General features: G+C 70.4%; 17 protein-coding genes and 1 tRNA gene. 9 read left to right on the top strand and 9 right to left on the bottom strand.

The annotated features are described in order from the left end of the window. Positions 1–117: 117 nt before the first annotated feature. From OMP39_RS00095 to OMP39_RS00085, 3 genes are all read right to left on the bottom strand, one after another. Positions 118–1,092 (bottom strand): Bug family tripartite tricarboxylate transporter substrate binding protein, encoded by a 975-nt coding sequence (locus tag OMP39_RS00095; RefSeq protein ID WP_264892788.1) that lies wholly within the window; start codon positions 1,090–1,092, stop codon positions 118–120. A gap of 303 nt (positions 1,093–1,395) precedes the next feature. Then, entirely contained in the window at positions 1,396–3,138 is a 1,743-nt protein-coding gene (locus OMP39_RS00090; RefSeq protein ID WP_264892786.1) for an alkaline phosphatase D family protein, read from the bottom strand. 93 nt (positions 3,139–3,231) lie between these two features. Next, positions 3,232–3,441 carry a DUF3606 domain-containing protein gene (locus OMP39_RS00085; RefSeq protein ID WP_264892784.1) on the bottom strand — a complete coding sequence of 70 codons (210 nt, stop codon included), beginning with the start codon at positions 3,439–3,441 and terminating at the stop codon, positions 3,232–3,234. 220 nt (positions 3,442–3,661) lie between these two features. Between OMP39_RS00085 and OMP39_RS00080 the strand changes: the two genes are divergently transcribed. After that, positions 3,662–3,970 (top strand): hypothetical protein, encoded by a 309-nt coding sequence (locus OMP39_RS00080; protein ID WP_264892782.1) that lies wholly within the window; start codon positions 3,662–3,664, stop codon positions 3,968–3,970. Positions 3,971–4,089: 119 nt separating this feature from the next. On the opposite strand, the gene OMP39_RS00075 is transcribed toward OMP39_RS00080, so the two are convergent. Together OMP39_RS00075 and OMP39_RS00065 are read right to left on the bottom strand one after the other, a co-directional pair. Then, positions 4,090–4,422, bottom strand: a complete 333-nt coding sequence (locus OMP39_RS00075) for a four-helix bundle copper-binding protein (RefSeq protein ID WP_264892780.1) — start codon at positions 4,420–4,422, stop codon at positions 4,090–4,092. 301 nt (positions 4,423–4,723) lie between these two features. After that, positions 4,724–4,813 (bottom strand) — tRNA-Ser (locus OMP39_RS00065). 288 nt (positions 4,814–5,101) lie between these two features. Here OMP39_RS00065 and OMP39_RS00060 point away from each other — a divergent pair. From OMP39_RS00060 to OMP39_RS00030, 7 genes are all read left to right on the top strand, one after another. Continuing rightward, positions 5,102–5,422, top strand: a complete 321-nt coding sequence (locus OMP39_RS00060; RefSeq protein ID WP_264892778.1) for a BufA1 family periplasmic bufferin-type metallophore — start codon at positions 5,102–5,104, stop codon at positions 5,420–5,422. 16 nt (positions 5,423–5,438) lie between these two features. Further along, positions 5,439–6,356, top strand: a complete 918-nt coding sequence (gene bufB, locus OMP39_RS00055) for an MNIO family bufferin maturase (protein ID WP_264892776.1) — start codon at positions 5,439–5,441, stop codon at positions 6,354–6,356. Continuing rightward, positions 6,353–7,141, top strand: coding sequence for an HvfC/BufC N-terminal domain-containing protein (locus tag OMP39_RS00050; RefSeq protein ID WP_264892774.1), 789 nt, complete (start codon positions 6,353–6,355; stop codon positions 7,139–7,141). The genes bufB and OMP39_RS00050 overlap by 4 nt, the downstream gene beginning before the upstream one ends. Continuing rightward, positions 7,138–7,647 (top strand): DoxX family protein, encoded by a 510-nt coding sequence (locus tag OMP39_RS00045; protein WP_264892772.1) that lies wholly within the window; start codon positions 7,138–7,140, stop codon positions 7,645–7,647. The genes OMP39_RS00050 and OMP39_RS00045 overlap by 4 nt, the downstream gene beginning before the upstream one ends. After that, positions 7,644–8,300, top strand: coding sequence for a sigma-70 family RNA polymerase sigma factor (locus tag OMP39_RS00040; RefSeq protein ID WP_264892770.1), 657 nt, complete (start codon positions 7,644–7,646; stop codon positions 8,298–8,300). Before OMP39_RS00045 ends, OMP39_RS00040 begins: the two co-directional genes overlap by 4 nt. Positions 8,301–8,307: 7 nt before the next feature. Continuing rightward, positions 8,308–8,946 carry a DUF1109 domain-containing protein gene (locus OMP39_RS00035; RefSeq protein WP_264892768.1) on the top strand — a complete coding sequence of 213 codons (639 nt, stop codon included), beginning with the start codon at positions 8,308–8,310 and terminating at the stop codon, positions 8,944–8,946. 169 nt (positions 8,947–9,115) lie between these two features. Further along, complete coding sequence (locus OMP39_RS00030; protein ID WP_264892766.1) at positions 9,116–11,257, top strand: hybrid sensor histidine kinase/response regulator; 2,142 nt, start codon at positions 9,116–9,118, stop codon at positions 11,255–11,257. Between the two features lie 11 nt (positions 11,258–11,268). Here the strand turns inward: OMP39_RS00030 and OMP39_RS00025 are convergent, their stop codons facing one another. From OMP39_RS00025 to dnaA, 4 genes are all read right to left on the bottom strand, one after another. Next, positions 11,269–12,384, bottom strand: coding sequence for a protein kinase family protein (locus OMP39_RS00025; RefSeq protein WP_264892763.1), 1,116 nt, complete (start codon positions 12,382–12,384; stop codon positions 11,269–11,271). A gap of 170 nt (positions 12,385–12,554) precedes the next feature. Further along, complete coding sequence (gene gyrB / locus OMP39_RS00020) at positions 12,555–15,047, bottom strand: DNA topoisomerase (ATP-hydrolyzing) subunit B (protein ID WP_264892761.1); 2,493 nt, start codon at positions 15,045–15,047, stop codon at positions 12,555–12,557. Positions 15,048–15,166: 119 nt separating this feature from the next. Next, on the bottom strand, positions 15,167–16,273 hold the full coding sequence (dnaN, locus tag OMP39_RS00015; protein WP_264892759.1) for a DNA polymerase III subunit beta: 1,107 nt from the start codon (positions 16,271–16,273) through the stop codon (positions 15,167–15,169). A gap of 315 nt (positions 16,274–16,588) precedes the next feature. Next, a complete protein-coding gene (dnaA, locus tag OMP39_RS00010) occupies positions 16,589–18,040 on the bottom strand; it encodes a chromosomal replication initiator protein DnaA (protein WP_264892756.1) in 1,452 nt (483 codons plus the stop codon). A gap of 350 nt (positions 18,041–18,390) precedes the next feature. On the opposite strand from dnaA, the gene rpmH reads away from it, so the two are divergent. Further along, the gene (rpmH, locus tag OMP39_RS00005; protein WP_264892754.1) at positions 18,391–18,525 is read left to right on the top strand and encodes a 50S ribosomal protein L34; all 135 of its coding nucleotides are present in this window, start codon (positions 18,391–18,393) and stop codon (positions 18,523–18,525) included. Positions 18,526–18,540: the final 15 nt, after the last annotated feature.

Genomic DNA, 18,540 nt, shown 5'->3' with positions numbered 1-18,540 from the left:
TCCCGGCGGGTGTCGGGGGCGCGGTGCACCAAGCGATTACCGAGGAGCGACTGCACCGCGGCCCCGGCACCCGCCGCGCTCCGCTCCACGCACCCGCACGGCGCCCGCAAGCTCCCGTCACTGCGGCTGGAAGCCGCTCTTGCGGATGATCTCCGCCCAGCTCTTCGCATAAGCCCGCTCGCGCGCGGCCAGCTGGGCCGAGTTCATGAACTCCACCGTCAGCCCCAGGTCCGTCAGCCGCGTGCGCACCTCCGGCTGCGCGATGACTTTCGACAACGCCTGCGCGAACTCGTCGATCACCGCCTTGGGCGTGCCCGCCGGCGCGAACACGCCGTAGTACGGCAGGTCCTCGAAACCGGCGATGCCCAGTTCGGCCAGCGTCGGCACGTCCGGCAGAATCGCCTGGCGCTTGGGGCCCAGTACGGCCGCCACACGCAGCCGCCCGGCCTTGTGATGCTCGATGAAGTCCGGCACCGAGCCGGTGCCGGCGGCGATCTGGTTGCCCAGCATGTCGCCGATCAATGGCGCGCTGCCGCGGTAGGGCACCGGCACCAGGTCGAGGTTGTAGCGCTCGCCCAGCACCTTCACCAGGAACTCCGGCGTCGAGGCCGGCGCGGGCACGCCGATGGTGCCCTTGCCCCCGCCCTGGCTTCTGACCCAGTTGACATACTCCGGCAGCGACTTCGCCGGTGTGCCGCTGGACAGCGCGAACGCATTGACGAAGCTCGCAAAGCCCGCCACCGGCACGAAGTCGCGCGCCGAGTCGTAGCCCGGGTTCTTCATCACCAGCGGCAGGATCGAGATCGTGTGGTCGTGCGAGAGGAAGTAGGTGCTGCCGTCCGGCGGCGAGGCCTTCAGCGTCTGCGCCGCGAGCTGGCCGCCCGCGCCCGGCTTGTTCTCGACGATGACCGGCCGGCCCAGCTCGTCCTTCAAGCGATCGGCCAGCGTGCGCGCGATCGCATCCGTGCCGCCACCCGCGGGAAAGCCCACCAGGATGCGCACCGGCTTGGCGTCCGCCCACGCGCCTGCGGCTGCGGCCATCGAGGCGGCGAGCAGCGAACCGAGGAAGAGGCGGCGGGTGAAGTGCGTCATGGTGGTCTCCGGCAGTCAGGCAAGCAAAGGCCTTACTGTAGTGCCACTGCACGCGCCGCGGACCGCCCGCAAACCCACCCCCGGGGCGACCGCCCTACCCCCCGTGGGGGTCACGGCCCGGCTTCGGGCGGCCGGGCGCCGGGTCTGATGTCCTTGCCCCCGGGGCGTACGCCCCACCCCCCGGGGGGGTCACGGCCCGGCTACGGGCGGCCGGGCGCCGGGCCTGATGTCTTCGCCCCCGGGGCGTGCGCCCCACCCCCCGTGGGGGTCACGGCCCGGCTACGGGCGGCCGGGCGCCGGGCCTTAGACGTCGACGACCTTGCGGTTCGATGCGCCCGGCAACACCTTGAGGCTCTTGTCGAGGCTCGCGGCGGCGCTGCGCGCGGCAATGGTGTCGACGAAGTACCAGTCCGCCCGGCATTCGGCCGGCGTCGCCGTCACGACCATGAAGCCGCGGCGGCTCGTCTCGGCGTACCGGAGCGGGTCGATCAGCGCCTCCAGCGCCGGGGCCAGCGTGGCCGGGAGCACCGACGGCAGGTAGGCCTCGAAGCCCGGCGAACTGACGGACGAGGTGGCGAACTCCACGCCCACGGCCGCGCCGGCCTGCGTGGCGAGGTCGCTCGCCCACGCGTTGTGCGTGTCGCCCGCCAGCACCACGAGGTTCTTGTCGGCCCCGCGGGCCACCTCGAACACCGCTTCGCGCTGGGCCGGATAGCCGTCCCAGGCATCGAGGTTGTAGGGCAGGGCGGGTTGCTCGAGCACCGCCAGCTCCTCGGGCGTGAGGCTCGAGGGATCGGTCTGCTGCTTGGCGAGCAAGGCAAGGTAGTCTTGCAGCGACACGCCCATCTGCCCGCCGGTGCGCAAGTTCAACAGCACGGGCGCCGGCACCTCCATGCGACCCATGAGCACCTGCTGGCCCAGCACCTGCCATGTGGCCGTGGACGACTGCAATCGCTGCTGCAACCACGCCGCCTGCTCGGCGCCCAGCAGCTGGCGGTCGGCCGCGCCCACTTCGGCCTGGAAGCGCGCCTGGTCGAAGCTGCCGTCTGCGCGCACGTAGCTCATGAGGTCCCGCGGCTCGTCGCGCCCGATGAGCCGGGTGTCGAGCATGTGCAGCGACAGCAGGTTGCCGAAGTCGAAGGAGCGATAGATGCGCAGCGGGTTCGCCGGGTCCGGCGCGCGCACCGGCATCCATTCGTAGTACGCCTGCAAGGCCGCCGCGCGGCGTTGCACGAAATCGCCCTCGGTGGCGGGCTGATGGTTCGCGGCGCCCTGCTTCCAGGCGTTGTCGGCCACTTCGTGGTCGTCCCACACGGCGATCATCGGCACCGCCGCATGCAGGGCCTGCAAGTCCGGGTCGGTCTTGTACTGCGCGTGCCGGGTGCGGTAGTCGGCCAGCGTCACGAGCTCGGTGGCCGGTTGCGACTCGCGCCCCAGCTGCGCCGCGTTCTGGTCCGCGTAGCCGCCGCGCTCGAACTCGTAGATGTAGTCGCCCAGGTGCACCGCGACGTCGAGGTCGCCCATCTGCGCCGCGGCCGCATAGACGTTGAAGTAGCCCGCAGGGTAGTTGGAGCACGAGAACACCGCCATGCGCACCCGCTCCACCGCGCCGGTGGGCAGCGTGCGCGTGCGCCCCACCGGCGAGACCGCCTCGCCGTGCCGAAAGCGGTAGAAGTACGACCGGCCCGGCTGCAACCCGGTGGCATCGACCTTCACGGTGTAGTCGGCCGCGGCGCTGGTGGTCGCCTCGCCGCTGGCGACCAGCTGCGAGAAACCCGCGTCCGTCGCCACCTCCCAGCGCACGCGCAAGGTCTCCTCGCGTGAAGGCGTGGCCCGCGTCCAGAGGATCACGCGGTCGGCCAAGGGGTCGCCGCTGGCCACGCCGTGGACGAAGGTGACGGTCGTCCCGCGGTCATCGTCGTCATCGCCGCCGCCACAACCGGCCAGGCCCAAGCCGCTGCCCAGGGCCACTCCACCGACGGCGAGGTCACGGATGAAACGACGCCTCGAAGCGTCTGCGAGCAAGGAGTGCGGTCGTTCTTGCATGGGTCGAGCCTCTGGGGGGTGAGCCTGTGAGAAGAAGGGCGGCGACAGCCTGGGCCGCCAGCGTGAACGCCTCGTGACCCGAGGCGTGCGGCTTCAGCCGTCTTCCTGATCGCCCGCCATGCCGCCTGCGCCCAGGTAGTCCTTGATCTTGTCGATGCGCGGGCCGACCTCCTGCACCGCCTTGAGGAGGGCGGAGTCCGGCACGCCGAGCGCCTGGCTCCACCGCTCGACGGCCGCCTTGTCGTTCACATCGATCTCGGCCTGCGAATGCGGGTTCTCGGCAGCATCACGTGCAGTGCTCATGGCGGGCTCCTGGAGGGCTGCGCAAGCCACGGCAAGCCGCGTGCCGGGCGCCATCGCGCCGGGCGTGTCAGCTCTGTCCGACAGCGCCACGGGCGGCTGCCCGACATGGGCGAACCCCCCTTGGGAACAGGCGTTGCCGGATTGCGGGTACGGCCGCCAACCCGCCAGCCGGGATGCCCCGGTCGACATTGACCCCAACGCAATCCGACAGGAGATCGACATGAGCAAGATCCGCATGAGCATCGCCGCGGCCGCGGCGTCCCTGATGGCCCTTTCCGGCGCGACCTTCGCGCAGACGGCCAACACCGACGAACGCACCTCGCAGTCCGAGATGCAGCGCGGTGTGCCGGGCGTGGACGTGGACGCCGGCCGCAACGCCCGTGGCGCCGTGGACGTGGACGTCAACCGTGACACCCGCACCGAGCGCGACCGCGGCGTGCCGGGCGTGGATGTGGACGTCGGCCGCAACGCGCGAGGCGCGGTGGACGTGGACACCGGCACCCGCGCCCCGCGCGCCGACCGCAACTGACGCCCACGGTCAGGTCCCGACAGAAGGCCCGGCGCCATGCCGGGCTTTTTCTTGCGCAGGGGCACGAGCCCTGTTCCGTCCGTCCCTCGTGCAGCGGACGGGCCGGCTCGCGGCCGCCCTCACATCGCCGCCATGCGGCGGCACTCCTCGGCACAGCGACGGCACGCCTGCGCGCATTGCTGGCAGTGATCGTGCTTGTGCTGGGCGCACTCGTCGCCGCAACGTTGGCAGATGTCGGCACACAAGGCGCAGATCGCCTTCGCGTTCTCGCTGCCGCGCGCCATCGCGCCCGCGGCCAAGCGGCAGATCGCCGCGCAGTCGATGTCCAGCGCAATGCACCGGGCCATCATCTTCACGTCGTTTTCCTGCAGGCAGGCAGTGGCGCAGTGGTCGCAGGCGTCGGCGCACGCATTGCAGGCCGCAATGCACGAAGCATAGGTCTCGTGAGCCATGGCGCAGTCTCCTCACTGAAGCAAAGAAGGGGTGACACGCTCCTCCGCCACGCCCCTGCGGCGAGGGGACCCCGCCATCCGGTGCGGGCGCCACGGAAGAGCTCGGGAGAGACGACCTCGGGGGCAAGGTTCTCCCGCCAGGGCAGGGGCAAACCGTGTTCCGGGAGAGACTCGCGGCGCCGCCTGCGCTGGGCCGTCATCCCCAGGCCCAGGCCGTGTTGCTTCAAGGGCGATAGGGTCTCAGCAGCTCAGGCACCAGCCAAGCACGGCGGGGGTAGATTCGTGCTGAGGTCTCCTGGCATGGCGGAGACGGTGAGATTCGAACTCACGGCGCCCGGGAAGGCGCTGCGGGGTTCAAGCCCGCTGCAATCGACCGCTCTGCCACGTCTCCGATGCGAATGAACTTCGGCCGTCGAGGCCCGACGGCTCATGATCGAAAGACGGTGTGGGCGGACACGGGTGGGGCATGCTACCCCGGCGGGCCCGGCGCTTGTCAAGAGCGTCTGCCCGCCCTGGGGGGCGCCTCGGCCACCTCGGGGTTCGCCTCGCAGTGGCGTGGCGGGTGGTGAGCGAGGAGGGCCGGCACCGCTGTAACCGATCGGGCCCGTGGAGCGAATAGCCAGCAAGGGCCGCCGTGTCGGCCCTGGTTTGCGGTTCACCCACCCCCAAGGAGTTCGTCATGACCCACCCCCGCCCCGGCGCTGCCACCTGCGCCACCCTCGCCCTGGCCCTCGGGGCCGCGCTGCAACTGGCGCAGGCGCAAGGCGATTCGAAGGCCAACGTCGGCGCCGGCGAGAAGGAAAAGTGCTACGGCGTCGCGATGAAGGGCAAGAACGACTGCGCGGCGGGCCCCGGCACGACCTGCGCCGGCACCTCGGTGCGCGATCACCAGGGCAACGCCTGGTCGTACGTGCCCAAAGGCACCTGCGAGAAGACGCCGTCCAAGACGTCGAACACCGGTCACGGGCAGCTCAAGCCCTTCCAGGAACGCCAAGGCTGACGGCCGCCGCCCCGCGATGCATGCCGCCGCGCCGCCCGGGCTGGCACTGGCCGGCCTGGGCCTGAGAACGCCCCACCTGCCGCAGGTGCTGGACACCGGCTGCGCGGCCGGGTTCGTCGAAGTCCATGCGGAGAACTACATGGTCGCCGGCGGCCCGATGCTGCGGCAGCTGACCGCGGTGCGTGCCCGCTACGAGCTGTCGTTGCACGGGGTGGGCCTGTCCGTGGGCGGCGAGTCGCTCGACGAGCCGCACCTGGCCCGGCTGGCCGAGCTGGTGCGCCGCTTCGAGCCGCGCTGGGTCTCCGAGCACCTGGCGTGGTCGCGCCACCAGGGCCGCTGCTTCAACGACCTGCTGCCGCTGCCTTACGACCGCCCGACGCTCGAACGCGTGTGCCGGCACGTGGACCGCGTGCAAACCGTGTTGAAACGACGCCTCTTGCTGGAGAACCCGAGCACCTACCTGCGGCTGTCCTCGTCGACCCTGGACGAGGGCGAGTTCCTGGCCGAGGTGGTGCGCCGCACCGGCTGCGGCCTGCTGCTGGACGTGACCAACGTCTGGGTCAGCGCGCACAACCAGGGCGCCGATCCCCAGGCGTGGCTGGAGGCGTGGCCGCTGCAGGCGGTGGGCGAGATCCATCTGGCCGGGTGCGAGGCCGTGGTCGATCCGTGCGGTCGGCCGCTGCTGGTGGACACGCACGGCGCGCCCATCGACGAGGCGGTCTGGCGCCTGTACGCGCACGTGCTCGCCCGCACCGGGCCGCGCCCGACCTTGATCGAGCGGGACCGCCGGCTGCCGCCGTTGAGCGAACTGGAGCGCGAGGTGCGGCGTGCCGCCGGGCTGCTGGCGCACGTCGCGCCGTCGACGGTCGCCGCCCCGGCCGGCGGCACGGGCACCCGGGGCGCGCCTGCCTTGCGATCGGAGGGGCCGGCATGAACGACATCGACCGCTTCGCCGCCCTGCTGATGCAGCCCGGGCAGCCGCTGCCCGACGGGTGGTGTCGTGCGGCGCCCGGCGCCGACCTGGCGTTTCGCTTCGACGTGTACCGGCGCAACGTCCACGCCTCGCTGATCGAGGCGCTGGCCGAAGGCTTTCCGGTGGTGCGCCAGCTGGTGGGCGAGGACTGCTTCGCCACGCTGGCGCGCGATCACCTGCGCGAGCACCCGCCGGCTTCGCCGGTGCTCACCGAGTGGGGCGGTGCGTTCGCCGACATGCTGGAGCCGTGGGCGGTCCAGGCGGGGGTGCCGTACGTCCCCGACGTGGCCCGGCTCGAGCGGGCGCGGGTGCGCGCCTTCCATGCCGCGGAGGCGCCGACGCTGGCCGCCAGCGCGCTGGCCGACTGTCTGGCCCGGCCCGAGCGCCTGGGCCGGCTGCGCTTGCGGGTGCATCCGAGCGTGTCGCTGATCGAATCGCGCCATGGCGTGGCGTCGCTGTGGCTGGCGCACTCGCAAGGCGCCGACGCCGACGCGCTGGCCCGCGTGCCGCTGTGGCAACCGCAGGCCGCGCTGGTGCTGCGGCGCGACGACCAGGTGCCGGTGCACGTGCTGACGCCGCACGAGGCGCGGCTGCTGCGGCGGCTCCTGCGCGCGGACCGCCTGGGCGACGCCGCCCACGCGATGGACCCGGGCGACCTGGCCCGCGCCCTGGCCACCTTGCTGGTCCACGGCGTGTTCGCGGGCCTGGACGACGGCCCGGCCGAGGGCCCCTGGGGGTGGCGATGAAGCCCGCGCCGACCGGCCGCTGGCGCCGCACGGCCGCGGCGCTGGACCGGCGCCTGCAGCGCCTGTGGTCCGCGCTGCCGGAGTCGGCCATTGCGCTGCTCGGCCGGTTCTCGATCGCCGCGGTGTTCTGGCGCTCCGGTCAGACGAAGGTGGAGGGCTTTGCGCTGGACCTCGTCGAAGCGCACCTGCAATGGGGCTGGCCGCGGCTGGCGCCGCAGGCGGTGGACCTGTTCCGCGACGAGTACCGGCTGCCGCTGTGGGAGCCGCACACCTGGGCCGTGATGGCGGCCTGGGCCGAGCACCTGCTGCCGGCCCTGGTGCTGCTGGGGCTGGGCACGCGGCTGGCCGCCCTGGGGCTGCTGGGCATGACGGTGGTGATCCAGCTGTGGGTGTATCCCGGCGCCTACCCGACCCACGGCGTGTGGGCCGCGGTGTTGCTGGGGCTGATGGCCCGCGGGCCCGGCCGCTGGTCGGTGGACGCGTGGATCGCGAGGCGCCTGCGATGACCGCGCGCGCCTGTCCGGGCGGGGCCCTCTGGTCGAACGGCGGCGGCGGCCACACACTGCGCACGATGGACGAGCCCGCGCCCGACCCGCCCGCCGACATGCCCCCCGCCGACGGCGACCCCGCGCTGCGGGCCTGGTGGCTGCAAGCGCAGGCCGGCGACGAAGCGGCCTACCGGCAGGCGCTCACCCATCTGGCCGGCCGGTTGCGGCGGTACTTTCGGCGGCGCCTGGGCCCGGCGGCCGACGAGGCGGAAGACCTGGTGCAAGAGACCTTGCTGGCCTTGCACCTCAAGCGCGGCAGCTACGACCCGGCCTGGCCGGTGGAGGCCTGGGCGTTGGCCATCGCGCGCCACAAGCTGGCCGATGCCTGGCGCGCCCACGCGCGGCGGTCCGGCCGGCAGGTCTCGTGGCAAGAGCTGGACGAGGACGCCTGGCCGGCCCCCGAGGACGCGTCGCCCGCCCAGCGCGACCTGGCGCGCCTGATGGACGGGCTGCCGCCGGCGCAGCGGCAGGCCATCGTGCTGACCAAGGTCGAGGGGCTCTCGGTGGCCGAGGCGGCCCTGCGCGCGGGCGCGACCGAATCGGCGATCAAGGTGCAGGTCCACCGCGGGTTGAAGCGGCTGGCCGCGTGGGTGAAAGAGCGAGGAAGGTGAGGACGCGATGAGCACCGAGGAACTGATCGATCGGCTGGCGCGCGGCGCGGGCCCCGCGCGCCTGCAGCGCCCGGGCCGTGCGCTGGCGCCGCTGGCGGTGGCCGCCGCCCTGGGCGCCGCGGCGGTGGCCGTCGCGCTGTGGGGGGCGATCCCGGCGCCGATGTGGCACTCGCCGGCCCCGTGGATGAAGCTGGCCTACGCGGGCGCACTGTTGGCGCTGGGTGTGGCCGCCAGCGCCCGCCTGGCCGCGCCGCTGGGCGATGCGCGGCGCTGGTGGCGCGCGGCGATCGCCGTGGCGGCCGCGATGGGGGCCTGGGGCCTGGCCTCGCTCGTGGGGCCGGGTGCCGGCTCGGTGCCCGAGCGGGTGCTCGGTCACTCCTGGGCGCTGTGCCCGGTGGCCATCGTGGGGCTGGCGCTGCCGCTGCTGGCGCTGGCGCTGGCGGTGCTGCGCCGCTTCGCGCCCACGCGGCTGGCGCAGGCCGGCGCCGCCGCCGGGCTGTGGGCCGGGGCCGCCGCCGCGGCCGGCTATGCGGTCGCGTGCACCGAGGGCTCGCCCGCCTTCGTGGCGGTGTGGTACACGCTGGGCATCGCGCTGGCCATCGCCGTAGGCGCCGGGGCCGGGCCGCTGCTGCTGCGCTGGCGCTAGCCGCCGCAGGCCGCGGTCGGCGCTGCGGGCAGTGCGCCGCATGCCGGGCCTTTTCATGCGGGCTTTCGTGCCGGCGGCGGCCGGTTACGCACCGGTGCGCCGACCGGCGTAACATCGCTCGGTCTCCGCCGCCCGGCGCGGGCCGGCGGCGCAGGTCCGTGACGCCCCCATGCCTTTCAGCTCGCCTCTGAACCCGCTGCAAGACGTCTGCGAAAACGCCACCGTGGCGCTGTTCGTGATGGATGCCCGCCAGCACTGCGTCTACATGAACCGCTCGGCGGAGCTGCTGACCGGCTACACGCTGGACGAAGTGCAGGGCCGCCCCTTGCACGAGTTCGTTCACCACCATCGGCCCGACGGCTCGTACTACCCGATCGAGGAATGCCCGATCGACCGCGCCGCGCCGGCCGACAACCAGCAGCAGGGCGAGGAAGTGTTCGTGCACAAGGACGGGCATTTCTACCCGGTCGCGTTCACCGCCAGCCCCATCCGGCGCGACGGCAAGGTGGTGGGCACCGTCATCGAGGTGCAGGACATCTCGGCCCGCAAACGCCAGGAAGCCGAACGCGACGCGCTGCACCGCCTGGGCATGATCATCCTGCAGGAAATGCAGCTCGAGCAGATGGTGCAGGCGATCACCGACGCGGCCACCGAGCTCACCGGCGCCGAGTTCGGCGCGTTCTTCTACAACGTGCACGATGCGCCCGGCGACGGCTACATGCTCTACACGCTCTCGGGCGCCCCACGCGAGGCCTTCGCCGGTTTCGAGATGCCGCGCAGCACCCCGCTGTTCGCGCCCACGTTCCGCGGCGAGGGCACCGTGCGCTGCGCCGACGTGCTGCAAGACCCGCGCTACGGCCAGATGGGCCCCCACCACGGCCTGCCCCCCGGCCATCTGCCGGTGCGCAGCTACCTCGCCGTGCCGGTCAAGCTGGGCGACGGCACGGTGGTGGGCGGGCTGTTCTTCGGCCACTGCGCGCCCGGCGTGTTCACCGAGGAACACGAGCGCGTGGTCGAAACCCTGGCCGCCCAAGCAGCGCTGGGCCTGCACAAGGCGCGACTGCTCGAGGAGGCCCAGCAAGCGCGCGCCCGCGCCGAGCAGGAAGCCGCCGAGAAGGAACGGCTGTACCGCCAGGCCCAGGAAGCCAACCGCCTGAAGGATCAGTTCCTCGCCACCGTCTCGCACGAGCTGCGCACGCCGCTGACCTCCATCCTCGGGTGGACCAAGATGCTCGCCAGCGGCAAACTGCCGGCCGACATGGTCGAGCGGGCCGTGCAGACCATCGATCGCAACGCCCGCGCCCAGGCGCAGATCGTCGAGGACCTGCTCGACATCTCGCGCATCGCCAGCGGCAAGCTGCGCCTGAACGTGCAGGTGTTCAACCCCGCCCAGGCCATCGAGGCGGCCGTCGACGCCGTGCGCCCGGCCGCCATCGCCAAGGACATCCGGCTGCAACTGCTGATCGATCCGCGCGCCGGCCCGATCTCGGGCGACCCCGAACGCCTGCAGCAAATCGTCTGGAACCTCGTCTCCAACGCCGTCAAGTTCACGCCCAAGGGCGGGCGCGTGCAGGTGACGGTGCAGCGCGTCAACTCGCACATCGAGATCGTCGTGCAAGACAACGGCGCGGGCATCGAGCCCGAGTTCCTGCCCCGCATCTTCGAGCGCTTCAGCCAGGCCGACGCCGGCACCACCCGCTACCACGGCGGCCTGGGGCTCGGCTTGGCCATCGTGCGACAACTGGTCGAGATGCACGGCGGCACCGTCGGCGCCGAAAGCGCGGGCCTCGGCCAGGGCGCCACGTTCCACATCCACCTGCCGCTGGCACCGCTGCGCGCCGAAAGCGCGCCGGCCGCCCGCGTGCATCCCACCGCGCAGAGCACCGTGCCCGCCGGCGAGCTGCGCAAGTTCTCGCTCGAGGGCTGCCGCGTGCTGCTCGTCGAGGACGACGAGGACGCGCGCGACCTGCTGGCCGCCGTCATCGCCGCGGCCGGCGCCGAGGTCGAAAGCGCCGCCTCGGCCGACGACGGCCTCGTGCTCGCGCGCGGACTGCCGTTCGATGTGATCGTCAGCGACATCGGCATGCCCGGCCGCGACGGCTACCAGTTCATCGAAGCCCTGCGCAACGAAGAGCGCGCCGCCGGCAAGCCGCCCGTGCCCGCCGTCGCGCTCACCGCCTACGCGCGGGTGGAAGACCGCATGAAAGCGCTGTCGCAGGGCTTCCAGATGCACGTGGCCAAGCCGGTCGAGCCGGCCGAACTGCTCGCCGTGATCGCCAACGTGCGCGGCTGGCGCATGCACGTCGGCTGAAGCGTCGCGCGCTACAGCTGATACGCGAGCGCCCGCGCGTGCCGCTCGGCCAGCTCCTGCGCCAAGCGTGCGCGGCTCTTGTGCTCGTCGCCCCAGAACAAGGCACCCGCGGCCCGCAGGTCGGCGTGGCGCTGCTCCACCGCCTCGCACAGCCAAGCCAGGCGCTGCAGCGTCAGCGGCGTGCACGACTGTCCGCTCAGATCGTCGTCCACGTCCAGCAGATGCGAGCGCCACGACTCGGCCAGAAAGAGCGCCTGCGCGTCGCCGCCGCGCAGCGCCTGGCGCCACCGCGCCTGCACGCCGTCCAGCCAGTCGAGCACCTGCGCGCACGCCCCCCGCGAGGCGATCGTCGCCCGCATGCGGCCGTACGCGTCCAGCGCGATCTCCTTTTCCAGCCGGAAAGCCGCGAGCGCCGCCGCCTCGCCGTCGCGCGCCTGCACCTGCAGCAGCCACGCCGAAAACGCCCGCGTCTCGAATCGCTCGGCCGGATGGAACATCGGCTGGTCATCGCCGCGACCGGCGGTGTTGAACTGCCGCCGCGGATCGAAGGCATACAGGTAACCGAAGTCGAAGAGCCACACCTGCCGGCCGTCGTCCAGCATGTTGCCCGGCGAGTAGTCCCATTCGAACAAGCCCTCGCACCACAGCTGACAGGCCGCCTCGAGCAACTGCCCGATCTGCCGCGGCCCCCACTGTGCCACCGGCTCCCCGTCGATCCACGGCGAGACGATCAACCCCTCTCGGAACGACGCATACCGCGTGTCCACGATCGCCCGCCAGCGCTCCGGACCGCCCGGCTGCCGCTTCAACCGCTCCAGATCCACGCGCCGCTGCACCTCGTTGAGGAACGAGGTCTGGCCATCCACGTTGCGCACCCGGGCGGGCCGACGCGCCCGCTTGAGCGTCCACCGCCGCGCGCCATCGTGCAGGACATACACCTCGGCCGTGAGCCCCCCGTCGTACCGCTGCACCACCCAGGGCTCGTCGCCGCGAAGCCCCTGCAAGTCCGCCGCCCGCCAGGGCAGCCCCTCCAGCGAACCGAGCCGCAACTGCCCGCCCCCTTGCACGAAGGCCAATTGCCGCGTTTGACGCTGCGCGGCGAGCGAAGTGCGATCCGTGACATCCATGGCGGGTGCGCATGACAGCGCGTCAAGAGGCGATCCGCCCAGTCTAGAAGGGTAACCGCGCGGTAACCCGGCCGCCGCTCGCGCACGTTCTTGCGCTCTTTGCCAGGAGCCCACCTGGCACGCAGGCGAGAGTCGCAACTGCGTTCTCGACCTGCGGTGCCTGAACGTCCTCACACGTCGATATTCGCCGCCCGCAGCGCATTGCTCTCGATGAAGTCCCTCCGCGGCTCGACCTCGTCGCCCATCAGCATCGTGAACACCCGATCCGCCTCGATCGCGTCTTCGATCTGCACGCGCAAGAGACGCCGCACGTTCGGGTCCATCGTGGTTTCCCACAGCTGCTCTGGGTTCATTTCGCCCAGGCCCTTGTAGCGCTGGCGGCTCACGCTGTTTTCGGCCTGGCCCATCAGCCACTGCATGGCCTGGCGGAAGTCCGCGACCTTCTGTTCCTTCTGCTTGTCGCCCTCGCCCTTCTTGATGACGGCCTCGGGGCCGAGCAGGCCCTTGAACATTTCGGCGCTCTTGGCCAGCACCTCGTAGTCGGCGCCGTGCACGAAGTCGGCGCTGATGACGCTGGTGCGCAGGTTGCCGTGGTGGCGGCGGCTGATGCGCAGCATGTGCTTGTCGGTGCGCTCGTCGTAGGCGGCCTCCACCTCGGCGCCGTGCAACGCGGCCTTGAGAGCGGCGGCGGAGGCCTCGGTGTGCTCGCGGGTGTCGAGGTTGATTGCCACGCCGCCGGCCAGCGCGCGCAGGGCCTCGGCGTCCATCCAGTTCGACAGCCGCTGGATCACGTTCTCGGCCAGCACGTACTGCCGCGCCAGCTGCTCGAAGGCCTCGCCCTTGAGCACGGTGCCGTCGATGCCGGTGTGCAGCTCGGCATCGGCGAGCGCCACCTTGAGCATGAAGGCATCGAGCTCGTGCGCGTCCTTGAGGTACTGCTCGTGCTTGCCATGCTTGACCTTGTACAGCGGCGGCTGCGCGATGTAGATGTGGCCGCGCTCGACCAGCTCGGGCATCTGCCGGTAGAAGAAGGTGAGCAGCAGCGTGCGGATGTGGGCGCCGTCCACGTCCGCGTCGGTCATGATGATGATGCGGTGATAGCGCAGCTTGTCGGGGTTGAAGTCGTCCTTGCCGATGCCGGTGCCCAAGGCGGTGATGAGCGTGACGATCTCGTTGGACGACAGCAGCTTCTCGTAGCGCGCCTTCTCGACGTTGAGGATCTTGCCGCGCAGCGGCAGAATCGCCTGGAACTTGCGGTCACGCCCTTGCTTGGCCGAGCCGCCGGCGGAGTCGCCCTCGACGATGTAGATCTCGCACAGCGCCGGATCCTTCTCCTGGCAGTCGGCCAGCTTGCCGGGCAGGCCCAGGCCGTCGAGCACGCCTTTGCGGCGCGTCATCTCGCGCGCCTTGCGCGCGGCCTCGCGGGCGCGGGCGGCCTCCACGATCTTGCCGCAGATGATCTTGGCGTCGTTGGGGTTCTCCAGCAGCCAGTCGGTCAGCTTCTGGCTCACCACCTCTTCCACGGGGCCGCGCACCTCGCTGGAGACGAGCTTGTCCTTGGTCTGGCTCGAGAACTTGGGCTCCGGTACCTTGACGCTCACCACGCAGGCCAGGCCCTCGCGCATGTCGTCGCCCGAGATCTCGACCTTGGCCTTCTTGGCGAGCTCGTTGTCCTCGATGTACTTGTTGATGACGCGTGTCATCGCCGCGCGCAGGCCGGTCAGATGCGTGCCGCCGTCGCGCTGCGGGATGTTGTTGGTGAAGCACAGGACGTTCTCGTTGTAGCCGTCGTTCCACTGCATGGCCACTTCGACGCCGATGGTCGTGCCCTGTTCGCTCACCTTCTCGCCCACCGCGTGGAACACGTTGGGGTGCAGGACTTTCTTGCCCTGGTTGATGAAGTCCACGAAGCCCTTGACGCCCCCGGCAAAGGCGAAGTTGTCCTCCTTTGCGTTGCGCTCGTCCACCAAGCGGATCTTGACGCCGTTGTTCAGGAACGAGAGCTCGCGCAGCCGCTTGGCCAGCACGTCGTAGTGGAAGTCGACGTTGGAGAAGATCTCCTCATCGGGCAGGAAGTGCACCTCGGTGCCGCGCTTGTCCGTCTCGCCGATGACCTTCATGGGGCTCACCGCCGCGCCGTCGCGCGTCTCGATGATGCGGTCCTGCGGCACGCCTTTGCGGAACTCCATGAAGTGCACCTTGCCGTCGCGGCGCACCGTGAGCCGCAACCACTTCGAGAGCGCGTTGACGCAGCTCACCCCCACGCCGTGCAGGCCGCCCGAGACCTTGTAGCTGTTCTGGTTGAACTTGCCGCCCGCGTGCAGCTCGGTCAGCGCGATCTCGGCCGCGCTGCGCTTGGGGTCGTGCTTGTCGTCCATCTTGACGCCGGTGGGAATGCCGCGGCCGTTGTCGATGACGGAGATCGAGTTGTCGGTGTGGATCGTGACGACGATGTCGTCGCAGTGGCCGGCCAGCGCCTCGTCGATGGAGTTGTCGACGACTTCGAACACCAGGTGATGCAAGCCCGTGCCGTCGGAGGTGTCGCCGATGTACATGCCCGGGCGCTTGCGCACCGCCTCCAGGCCTTCCAGGATCTGGATGCTGCTCTCGCCGTAGCCGTCGGAAGGCGGCAGGTTGGGTTGCTCGTTGGCTTGGTCGCTCATGTCGTTCTCGATTCGATCTCACGGCCGCGCGCGGGATCGCCGCGGCGGCGCTACAAAACGCTCGAGCGGACCGTAGGGCCCGCGTCGGCAGGTGCCTGCCCGTGTCGGGGGCGGCCCGTTCAAATCCTCATCGGCATCACCACGTACTTGAAGCCGGCGTGCTCGGGAATGGTCATGAGCGCAGAGCTGTTCGGGTCCTGCAGTTCGATCTTGACCATCTCCTGGCTCATGTTCGCCAGCGCATCGACCAGGTACGTGACGTTGAAGCCGATTTCGATCGGCTCGCCGGTGTAGTCGATCTCCAGCTCTTCCTTGGCCTCCTCCTGCTCGGCATTGCTGGAGACGATGCGCAGCAGCCCGGGCTCGAAGTTGAGCCGCACGCCCTTGAACTTCTCGCTCGTCAGGATGGCCGCGCGCTGCAGGCTCGCCAAGAGCGGCGCACGGCCGAGCGTGACGCTGTTCCTGTGGTTCTTCGGGATCACGCGGTTGTAGTCGGGGAACTTGCCCTCGACCAGCTTGGTGACGAACTCCATCCCGCTGAAGGTGAACTTGGCCTGGTTACCGGCAAAGCGCATCTCGATCGGGGTGTCCTCGTCCTTGAGCAGGCGCTGCAGCTCCAGCACCGTCTTGCGGGGCAGGATCACCTCCTGACGCGGCATCTCCACGTCCAGTGTCGCACTCGCCAGCGCGAGTCGGTGACCGTCGGTGGCCACCAGGGTCAGCTGCTTGCCTTCGGCCACGAACAGGATGCCGTTCAGGTAATAGCGGATGTCGTGCACCGCCATCGCGAAGTGCACCTGACCGATCAGGCTCTTGAGCGTCTTCTGCGGCACGCTGAAGGTCGGGCCGAAGTCCGCCGCCTCCTGCACGAGCGGAAAGTCCTCGGCCGGCAGCGTTTGCAGCGTGAACCGGCTCTTGCCGCCTTGCAGCGTCAGCTTGTTCTGGTTGGCGGTGAGGCTCACCGTCTGGTCGGCAGGCAGCGCGCGCAGGATGTCGATGAGCTTGCGCGCGCCGACCGAGGTGTTGAAGTTGCCGGCGTCGCCTTCGAACTCCACCGTGGTGCGCACCTGGATCTCCAGGTCGCTGGTCGTGAACTCTACCTGGGCCCCCGTCTTGCGGATCAACACGTTCGCCAGGATGGGCAGGGTGTGCCGGCGTTCGACGATGCCGGAGACCGCCTGCAGTGCGCCGAGCACTTTTTCCTGGGGTGCTTTCAACACAATCATGTCAACCTCTTGAATTGGTAGCCGTGGTAGAGCGGCCAGTTGGGTGTGGAAAACGCTATTTTGTCTTGTGCGTTCAACGATTTAGCTGCGTGACAACCATGTGAACGTCGACAGGGTTGTCGTGAGGGACGACACACAACAACTTCGGTTCTCGCGCTTTCGCTGTGGACAGCCGGCATGTTGTTCTGAAATTGTCCCCAGGTTTGTCACTTGACCGCATTCGGCCCTTCGTGGCTGGCGAGCGAAAAGCGCCCGGCCGAGGCCACGTGGGGGGCCGCCGGGCGGTGCCCGGCGCGGGTGGTCAGTCGGAAATGCTCAGCCCTTGAGGGTCTGCTCCAGCACGTGCAGTTGCTGGTTCAGTTCGGTGTTCTTGGTCCTCTCCCCGCCGATCTTGCGCACGGCATGCAGCACCGTCGTGTGGTCGCGCCCGCCGAAGAGCTCGCCGATCTCCGGCAGGCTCTTTTGCGTCAGCTCCTTGGCCAGGTACATCGCGATCTGGCGCGGCCGCGCGATCGAGGCCGGGCGCTTCTTCGAGTACATGTCGGCGACCTTGATCTTGTAGAAGTCGGCCACCGTCTTCTGGATGTTCTCCACCGAGATCTGGCGGTTCTGGATCGACAGCAGATCCTTGAGCGCCTCACGGGCGAGCTGGATGTTGATTTCCTTGTGGGAAAACCGTGAATAAGCCAGGATCTTGCGCAGTGCGCCTTCGAGTTCGCGCACGTTGGCGCGCACGTTCTTGGCGACGAAGAAGGCCACGTCCTCGGGCATCTGCGCGCCCTCGGCCTCGGCCTTCTTGATGAGGATGGCCACGCGCATCTCGAGCTCGGGCGGCTCGATCGCCACCGTCAGCCCCGAGTCGAAGCGGCTGGTCAGGCGCTCGTCGATGTCCACCAACCCCTTGGGGTAGGTGTCGCTGGTCATGATGATGTGCGCGCGTTTGGCCAGGAGCGCCTCGAAGGCGTTGAAGAACTCCTCCTGCGTGCGGTCCTTGCCGGCGAAGAACTGCACGTCGTCGATCAGCAGCAGGTCGAGCTGGTGGTACTTGGCCTTGAGCTCGTCGAAGGTCTTGCGCTGGTAGTTCTTGACGACGTCGGAGATGAACTGCTCGGCGTGCAGGTAGAGCACGCGCGCGTCCGGCCGGTCGGCCAGCAGCGCGTTGCCCACCGCGTGGATCAGGTGCGTCTTGCCCAGGCCGACACCGCCGTAGATGAAGAGCGGGTTGTACATCTGCCCCGGGGCGCCCGCGACGTGCAGCGCCGCGGTGCGCGCCATCTGGTTGGCGCGCCCGGGCACCAGGGTGTCGAAGGTGAGGCTCGGGTTGAGCCGGCTGCGGGTGTAGGCGTTGGGCTCGGCCGCGGTGCGCGCCGCAGCCGGGGCCGACACCGCCGCCGGCGCGAAGGGCGCCCCAGGGGCCGCGGCCGCCGAAGCGGCGGGCTGGTGCAGCGCGAGGCCCTGCAGCCCGGGCTGCGGCGTGCTGCCCGAGGGGGCCGGGCGGGCGGGGGTCGCCTCGCGCGGGGCGAGCGAGAGCTCCAGGCGCACCGGGCGGCCCGCCAGATCCGCCAGCACCGACTCGATGCGCGGCGCGTACTGATGGCGGATCCAGTCGAGCTTGAAGCGGTTGGGCACCCGCACCGACACGACCGGCCCGTGCTCGGCGTCCGAGACGACGCCGGGCGGCAAGGGGCGGATCCAGGTGTTGAATTGCTGTTCGGGCATCTCGGCGGCGAGTCGTTCGCAGCACCGCTGCCACAGGTCGGGGCTCATTCGTCTTGTGGAAATCTTCTTCTGGAGCCGGGCGATTCTACCCCTCGCCGGGGGCTCGGCAAGCGAGTTATCCACAGTTCGCACGACCGCGCGCCTCGGCGGCGAGGGGGGCCGAATTCAGGGCTTTTCGTTGACCGGGGGAGAGGGTTTTGCTGTAATAGAGGGTTTCCCGGATAGCCCTTGGCTTTCCGGGCGATCAGCCCGCCCTGGGTGGGGCCGCCGGGTGACGGTGCGGCGGCCCTGCGCACAGGTCGCGGGCTTTGCTTTGGGTGGCCGGCCAACCGGCGCCCGGCACATGGGCATCGCCGCGGCGCCCGTCGCGCCCGCGGCCCTCAAGGACTGGACTCATCATGAAACGCACCTATCAACCTTCCAAGGTTCGTCGCGCCCGCACGCACGGCTTCCTGGTCCGCATGAAGACGCGCGGTGGCCGCAAGGTCATCAACGCGCGCCGCGCCAAGGGCCGCAAGCGCCTGTCCGTCTGAGCGGGCTGCTCGCGC

This window comes from Schlegelella aquatica, from assembly GCF_026013905.1.
Classification (GTDB): Bacteria; Pseudomonadota; Gammaproteobacteria; order Burkholderiales; family Burkholderiaceae_C; genus Caldimonas; species Caldimonas aquatica.
This window is presented reverse-complemented; position numbering and strand designations above follow the sequence as displayed.